The following is a 7,174-nucleotide window of genomic DNA, read 5'->3' as shown; positions in this document are numbered from 1 at the left end:
AGCCGGGCGAGCGCCGAGGCCTCGACGGCGGCCGCCGCCTCGCCGCGCGCCGGCTCGAGCACGCCGAGCGAGACCGCCTCGCGCAGGCCAGCCGCGATGCAGCCGAGCGTCGAGACGTGCACGTGCTGCGCGTGCTCCTCCCACCAGTCGAAGCACGGCCGGTCCCACGAGGCCACGAGGTAGTCGACCGAGAGCTCGACCGCGCGGCGCCAGCGCGAGGCATCCGCCCCGTGCCGGCGCACGTGCTCGCCGAGCGCCCAGAGCCAGGTGCCGTAGCCGTCGAGCTGGAAGTCCCACCACTCGTCGTCGCCCTCGCGGCCGTCGAAGGTGAAGCGGGTGGCGAGCATCTCGGCGTCGGGCACCGGAGCCTCCTGTTCGGCCGCGGCGACGATCTCGGCGATCCGGTCCGCCCGAGCCTCCAGCACCCCGGCGCACCAGTCGAAGAAGCGCTCGGCCGACTCCGCGCGGCCGGCCGCCGACATCCCGTCGGCGATGAACGCGCCGTCGCGGAACCAGCTGTACCCGGCGTAGGCGGAGAAGGTCGGGCTCGCCGGGTACGCGCCGCCGGGCTGCTGCAGGGCGGCGATCAGATCGGCGCTCCGCTCGGCGAGCTCTGGGATCGACGGTCGACGGTCGGTCACGGGAAGGGTCATGCGTCGTGCTGCTTTCGTATCGGGGGTGGGTGGAGCGTCAGCCGATCGCGGCGTCGATGCGCTCGCTCGCGGAGGCCAGCGCCTCCTCGACGGTCTTGCGGCCGGCCTGGGCCTCGACGAGCTCCTCGGTCATGATGTCCTGCATCTCCTGCTGGCCCTTCGCGACGACGGGCGGCAGCGCGACCTGGTCGAGCGAGTCGAAGACCGCCTGGCGGTTGGCGGGGTCGCCGAGGGTGAGGTAGCTCTCGAGCGCGGCCTCGTCGGAGATCACCGGCAGCTCCCAGCCCGCGTCGAGGCGGGTCTCGACCATCACGTCGCTCGAGGTGAGGAAGCGGGCGAACTCGGCCGCGGCATCCTGGTGCTTCGATCCCGAGGAGACGCCGACCGCGTTCGAGAAGAGCGCGCTGGCCTGCTGGGTGTTGCCCGGCTCGACCGCGATGTCCCAGCCGAACGGCACGTCGGCGAAGGCGCCGAACATCCAGATGCCGGTGTGCAGCATCGCGAGCTTGCCGTCGGAGAACAGGTTCGTGTCGAAGTCGGGCGTGCCCTGCCCCTGCTCGACCGTCGGCATGACGGTTCCGCTCTTGCCGACGAGCCACTCGGCCGCCTCGACGCCCTCCGGGGTGTTGAACGCGGTCTTCGTGCCCGACTCGTCGAGGAACTCGCCGCCGTTCTGCGCGAGCACCTTGTAGAACTCGTAGAAGCTGACCGGCTGATGATCGCCCCAGACGCCCGCGGCCTGGTCGGTGAGCTGCTCGGCGGCGGCCTGCTCGTCGGCCCAGGTCCAGTCGCTCGTGGGGTACTCGAGCCCCGCCGCGTCGAAGAGGTCCGAGTTGTAGAAGAGCACCACGGTCGAGAACGAGCTCGGCAGCGCGTACTGCTTGCCGTCCGTCGCGTAGGCCTCGAGCACGCTCTCGCGGTAGACGCTCGGGTCCTCGACCGGGATCTCGGCGAGCACGCCGTTCGCCTGGTACTGCGCGTAGTTCGCGTACTCGAGGTCGAACACGTCGGAGACGGTGCCCGCGGCGAGATCGGTCTGCAGCGCGGTGCCGTAGTCGGCGTAGGGCAGGGTGGTCACCTCGACGGAGATGTCGGGGTGCTCCTCCTCGAAGGCGGCGACGATCTTCTGCAGGTTCTCCTCGTTGCCGTCGTTCGAGATGAAGTTGGTGTACGTGATCGTGACGGGGCCGTCGGCCTGACCGCCGTCGGCGGTGCACGCGGTCATCACGAGGGCGGCCGCGGCGGCGATGCCGGCGGCGGCGAGTGCGGTGGTCCTCATTCGGGAATCTCCTTCGATCGTGTGAGGGATGGTGCGGGGGAATCGCTGGGGTGGTGCAGACGCGCCGCGACCGGACTACTTCAGCCCGGTGTTGGCGACGCCCTGGATGACGTACTTCTGTGCGAACAGGTAGATGGCGAGCATCGGCAGGATGCTCACGATGGAGCCGGCCATGACGACGTCCCACTGGGTGGTGAACTGCCCCTGGAGCCCGGCGAGCGCGACGGGCAGGGTCTGCACCTCCGGCGAGCGCAGCACGACGAGCGGCCAGAGGAAGCTGTTCCAGCTGCCCATGAAGGCGAACACCGCGAGGGTCGCGAGCGCGGGCCGGATGTTCGGCAGCATCACGGTCCAGAAGATGCGGAAGTGCCCGGCGCCGTCGAGGGCGGCGGCCTCGTCGAGCTCGGTCGGCACCTGGTTCATCGCCTGCCGGAGCAGGAAGATGCCGAAGGCGCTCGCGAAGGTCGGCAGCAGCGCGCCGAGGTAGGTGTCGACGAGGCCGAAGGCCTTGAGCTCGGCGAACAGCGGCACGACGAGCACCTGCAGCGGCACCATCATCGTCGCGAGGTAGATCCCGAACACGACCGTGCGCCCGCGGAACGGCAGCCGGCTGAACGCATACGCGGCGGTCGCGCTCGTGAAGAGCTGTACGAGCGTCGTGACGACCGCGAGCAGCAGGCTGTTGCCGATCACCCGGGCGAAGGGCAGCCGGGTGAAGAGCGTCGCATAGGCCTCGAGGCTCGGGTCCGCCGGCCACAGCGTCGGCGCGGAGTCGAGCCGGCTGTCGGCGTTCAGCGAGGTGACGAGCGTCCAGTAGAAGGGGAAGAACATCGCCACGGCCCCGAGCGCGATGACGAGGTGGAGCAGGATGCTCCGCCACGGCACGGGGCGCGGCCGGGCGGTCCGGATCGCGAGCGTCTCAGCCATAGTTCACCCACTTGCGCTGGCCGCGGATCTGCACGACGGTGACCGCGAGGATGACGACGAAGAGCATCCAGGACAGGGCGGATGCCTCGCCGGCCCGCCCGTAGCGGAACGTCAGGTCGTAGATCTGCTGCACGACGACCTGGGTCGCGCCGCCGGGGCCGCCGCCCGTCATCGCGTACACCTGGTCGAACACCTGGAAGCCGTTGATGAGCGAGATCACGATCACGAAGAAGGTGGCGGGCGAGAGCAACGGCATGATGATGGAGACGAGCCGCCGCCACCAGCCGGCGCCGTCGACGCGCGCGGCTTCGAGCAGCGCCGGGTCGATGGCCTGCAGCCCGGCGAGGAGGATCACCATGACGAAGCCGAGGTCCTTCCACGCCGAGGCGAGGATGATCGAGGGCATCGCCCAGGCGGGGTCGGTCCACCAGCCGGGACCGTCGATGCCGAACCAGGCGAGCACCGTGTTGACGACGCCGTTGGCCGGGTTCAGCAGCCAGCGCCATACGAGGGCGACGACGATCCAGCTGGTCACGACGGGCAGGAAGTAGACGCCGCGGAGCAGCGTCCGGCCGCGGAGGGCGGTGTTCAGGCCGAGCGCGATGGCGAGCCCGCCGAGGTACACGAGGGGCAGGTACCCCGCGATGTAGGCGAGGGTGTGCAGGAAGACGTCGCCCGTCTTCGGGTCGGTGAGGAGCTTCGCGTAGTTGTCGAAGCCGACCCAGTTCGCGGGGGCGAGCAGGTTCCAGTCGGTGAGGCTGATCCACGCGGCGGCGACCATCGGCCCGAGCACGAACATCGCGAGCGGCACGGCGCTCGGCAGCAGGAAGGCGAGCACGGTGAGCGCGTAGCGGCGGCGGGCGGCGGGGGTGCGGCCGCCCGACGGCGCGCGCCGCACGGCCGGAGGCGCGGCGCGCCCCGGGCGGCTCAGCGTCGCGGTCATGACCGGCCGGCCTGCTCGACGAGCCGGGCGCGGATGAGTCGGGCCTGGTCGCCGGCCGCGTCCGCATCGAAGGGGGTGGCGAGCACGAGGGCGGCGGCGCCCTGCGCCCAGCTCTCGTCCTGCCAGGTCTCGACCTCCACCGGGATGCCGCGGAGGTGGCGCAGGAGGTGGGAGCGGAACGCCGGCTCGAATCCGTACGACCAGTGCCGCCAGGCATCCGTGCCCTCGCCGAGCACGACGATGAAGGCCGGGGCGATGGTGTGCACGACGCCCGCGAGCGTGCGGCCGAGCACCGCGCCGGCGTCGCCGAAGACGCGGCTCGCCCGCTCGTCGCCCGCGTCGGCCGCCGCCCGCAGCGCGTCGATGCCCGCGGTGGCGGAGATGATCCCCTCGGCGCGGGCCCGGGCGACGAGGGCCGCCTCGCCGATGAGCGCTTCGAGGCATCCGTCGTTGCCGCAGTGGCAGCGCGGCCCCTCGGCGACGGGGATGTGCCCGATCTCGCCGGCACCGCCGTTCGCGGCGCGGAGCACGGCGCCGTCGACGACGATGCCGGCGCCGATGCCCGTGCCGATGGTGACGACGAGGAAGTGGTCGTGGCTGCGGCCGAGCCCGAACAGCCGTTCGGCGACGGCGAGGGCGTTCACGTTGTTCTCGACGATGACGGGCAGGCCGAGCGCCCGGCGGAGGGCGTCGCCGAGTTCGACCTTGCTCCAGTCCAGGGCGGGGGCGTCGACCACGCCGCTGCCGGGCTGGTCGACGCTGCCGGGGACGCCCACCCCGATGCCGAGGAGCGGCGCGCCCCCGCCGCCGTCGAGGAAGTGCCGGATGCGGTCGACGAGCTCGGTGAGGTAGGTGCTCGCCATGGCGCCGAAGGGTTCGCTCGCCGAGCGCAGCACGCGGCCGTCGATGCCGACCTCGACGAAGGCGACGTGATCGGCGACGACCTTGACCCCGATCGCCCGACCGGCGGAGGCCACGAGTCCGAGCATGCGCGCGGGCCGCCCGCCGCTCGAGGGCGCCTGCTCGAGCTCGGCGATGAGGCCGTCGGCGAGCAGGTCCTTCGTGAGCTGGGTGACGAGCGCGGGCGAGACGGAGAGCGACCGGGCCAGGTCGGCGCGCGACGCCGGGCCGTTGGCGCCGAGCTGCGCGAGGATCGCCGAACGCGTGACGTCGGTGCGGGGGCTGGTGCGGTGCGCCATCTGAGCCTCTCTGCTGTGTGGCGGGCGGTGGTGTTAATTTAGAACTAAATAAAGCCGAATAGCAAGTCCCGCGTCGTGCGCATCCGAGCACCCCGCAGCGCGGGCCGTGCTCGCCCGCGCGTGTGGGAGAATCGACGGGTCCACCTCGGACGCCCCTTCACCCCCAAGGAGCCATCGCTCGCATGTGCGGCATCGTCGGCATCGTCTCCACCGAGCCGGTCAACCAGCAGATCTACGACAGCCTGCTGCTCCTGCAGCACCGCGGCCAGGATTCGACGGGCATCGCGACCGCCGACGGACCTGTGTTCCACATGATCCGCTCGCGCGGGCAGGTGCGGGAGGGCTTCCGAACCCGCGACATGCGGTCGCTCATCGGCAACATGGGCCTCGGGCACGTGCGGTACACGACGAAGGGCGCCGCCGAGCGTGAAGAGGAGGCGCAGCCGTTCTACGTGAACGCCCCCTACGGCATCGTCCTCGTGCACAACGGCAACCTCACGAACACCCGCGAGCTCTCGCGCGAGCTGTTCTCGATCGACCGCCGGCACGTGAACTCGACGAGCGACACCGAGATGCTGCTGAACGTGCTCGCCACCGAGCTGCAGAGCCAGATCACCGGGCTCGAGCTCGACCCCGACCAGGTCTTCGCCGCCGTCGAGGCCGTGCACCAGCGCGTCGAGGGCTCCTACGCCGTCATCTCGATGATCGCCGGCTACGGCCTGCTCGCGTTCCGCGACCCCTTCGGCATCCGTCCGCTGATCCTCGGCCGCCGCCTCACCGACGCCGGCAAGGAGGAGTGGATCGTCGCGAGCGAGTCCCTCGTGCTTGAGAACGGCGACTACGAGATCGTGCGCGACGTCGAGCCCGGCGAGGCGATCTTCATCGCCCTCGACGGCACCATGGTCTCGCGGCAGTGCGCGACGAACCCGCGCCTCGTGCCGTGCTCCTTCGAGTACGTCTACCTCGCCCGCCCCGACTCGGTGATGAACGGCATCTCCGTCTACGAGGCGCGGCTGCGCATGGGCAACCGCCTCGCCGACACCATCGCCACGCACATGCCGCTCGGCGACATCGACGTCGTCATGCCCATCCCCGACTCCTCCCGGCCCGCGGCGATGCAGGTGGCGCAGAAGCTCGGCATCGAGTACCGCGAGGGCTTCTACAAGAACCGCTACGTCGGCCGCACCTTCATCATGCCGGGGCAGGCCGAGCGCAAGCGCTCCGTGCGGCAGAAGCTCAACGCGATGGGCACCGAGTTCAAGGGCAAGAACATCCTCATCGTCGACGACTCGATCGTGCGCGGCACCACCTCGCAGCAGATCGTGCAGATGGCCCGCGACGCCGGCGCCAACAAGGTGACGTTCACCTCGGCGGCCCCGCCCGTGCGATACCCGCACGTCTACGGCATCAACATGCCGAGCCGACAGGAGCTCATCGCGCACGGCCGCAAGATCCCCGAGATCGCCGCCGAGCTGGGTGCCGACCACATGATCTTCCAGGAGGTCGCCGACCTGCAGGCCGCGATCACCGAGGGCACCCCGATCACCGAGCTCGACCTCTCCTGCTTCACGGGCGAGTACGTCACGGGCACGGTCACCCCCGAGTACCTCGACTGGGTCGAGCGCACGCAGCTCAGCTGAGCCGTCTCACCTCTCGACTTGCCCGACTTTCATGAACGTCGGGCAAGTCGTCGAGAGCGTGCGGGAGCTCCGTCAGTCGTCGACGCGGTGCGTCTCGTCGCGCTCGGCGACGACCCGCTTCGTGCGGCGCGCGAGCGCGCGGTCGACGATGAGCGCGGTGAGCGCGCCGAGCGCGGCCCCGATCGCGACCCCGCCGAGCAGCAGGAAGCCGAACACCTGGCCCGGGTCGTACGTGAAGTCCTGCGCGACGCGGTCGGGGTCGGGCGTGAAGGCGAGCGAGAGCACGAGCGCGACGAGCGCGCCCACGACCGCACCGACGAGCAGGAAGGCGCCGTAGCGCGGGGCCCGGCGCACGACGACCTCGTCGCGGCTCGTCTCGGTCTCGACGACGGGCTCGACGGGCGCGGATGCCTCGGGCTGGACGGATGCCTCGGGCCGGACCGGCGCGGATGCCTTCGCCGGCGGCGCGCTCGTCAGGATGAGCTCGTTCGACACCGTCTCGGCCATGCCGATACCGATACCGAGCATCACGA

The 7,174-nt window shown here is 71.0% G+C and carries 7 protein-coding genes; 1 reads left to right on the top strand and 6 read right to left on the bottom strand.

Annotated elements, in window-relative coordinates; translation table 11 throughout:
• The 5 genes from IEY71_RS00035 to IEY71_RS00015 all read right to left on the bottom strand — a co-directional run.
• On the bottom strand, positions 1-653 hold a 653-nt coding region (locus IEY71_RS00035), incomplete at its 3' end, for a glycoside hydrolase family 15 protein (RefSeq protein WP_229781461.1).
• Between the two features lie 37 nt (positions 654-690).
• Positions 691-1,932, bottom strand: coding sequence for an ABC transporter substrate-binding protein (locus IEY71_RS00030; RefSeq protein ID WP_189083282.1), 1,242 nt, complete (start codon positions 1,930-1,932; stop codon positions 691-693).
• A 75-nt stretch (positions 1,933-2,007) separates the two neighbouring features.
• Positions 2,008-2,859 carry a carbohydrate ABC transporter permease gene (locus tag IEY71_RS00025; RefSeq protein WP_189083281.1) on the bottom strand — a complete coding sequence of 284 codons (852 nt, stop codon included), beginning with the start codon at positions 2,857-2,859 and terminating at the stop codon, positions 2,008-2,010.
• Positions 2,852-3,802: a carbohydrate ABC transporter permease gene (locus IEY71_RS00020; RefSeq protein WP_189083280.1), complete on the bottom strand. Its 951-nt coding sequence runs from the start codon at positions 3,800-3,802 to the stop codon at positions 2,852-2,854. The genes IEY71_RS00025 and IEY71_RS00020 overlap by 8 nt, the downstream gene beginning before the upstream one ends.
• Positions 3,799-5,001 (bottom strand): ROK family transcriptional regulator, encoded by a 1,203-nt coding sequence (locus IEY71_RS00015; RefSeq protein WP_189083279.1) that lies wholly within the window; start codon positions 4,999-5,001, stop codon positions 3,799-3,801. Before IEY71_RS00015 ends, IEY71_RS00020 begins: the two co-directional genes overlap by 4 nt.
• Positions 5,002-5,183: 182 nt before the next feature.
• On the opposite strand from IEY71_RS00015, the gene purF reads away from it, so the two are divergent.
• Complete coding sequence (purF, locus tag IEY71_RS00010; RefSeq protein ID WP_189083278.1) at positions 5,184-6,641, top strand: amidophosphoribosyltransferase; 1,458 nt, start codon at positions 5,184-5,186, stop codon at positions 6,639-6,641.
• Between the two features lie 72 nt (positions 6,642-6,713).
• Here purF and IEY71_RS18570 read toward each other — a convergent pair.
• A partial coding sequence (locus IEY71_RS18570) for a hypothetical protein (protein WP_308426107.1) occupies positions 6,714-7,174 on the bottom strand: 461 nt, incomplete at its 5' end.

Origin of the sequence: Agromyces mediolanus (genome assembly GCF_014648575.1) — a bacterium.
Classification (GTDB): Bacteria; Actinomycetota; Actinomycetes; order Actinomycetales; family Microbacteriaceae; genus Agromyces; species Agromyces mediolanus.
This window is presented reverse-complemented; position numbering and strand designations above follow the sequence as displayed.

What these genes read in the sequence shown, in the direction of transcription:
- IEY71_RS00030 (WP_189083282.1), bottom strand. Translation starts at nt 1,932, where the DNA reads ATGAGGACCACCGCACTCGCCGCCGCCGGCATCGCCGCCGCGGCCGCC.
- IEY71_RS00025 (WP_189083281.1), bottom strand. Translation starts at nt 2,859, where the DNA reads ATGGCTGAGACGCTCGCGATCCGGACCGCCCGGCCGCGCCCCGTGCCG.
- IEY71_RS00020 (WP_189083280.1), bottom strand. Translation starts at nt 3,802, where the DNA reads ATGACCGCGACGCTGAGCCGCCCGGGGCGCGCCGCGCCTCCGGCCGTG.
- IEY71_RS00015 (WP_189083279.1), bottom strand. Translation starts at nt 5,001, where the DNA reads ATGGCGCACCGCACCAGCCCCCGCACCGACGTCACGCGTTCGGCGATC.
- purF (WP_189083278.1), top strand. Translation starts at nt 5,184, where the DNA reads ATGTGCGGCATCGTCGGCATCGTCTCCACCGAGCCGGTCAACCAGCAG.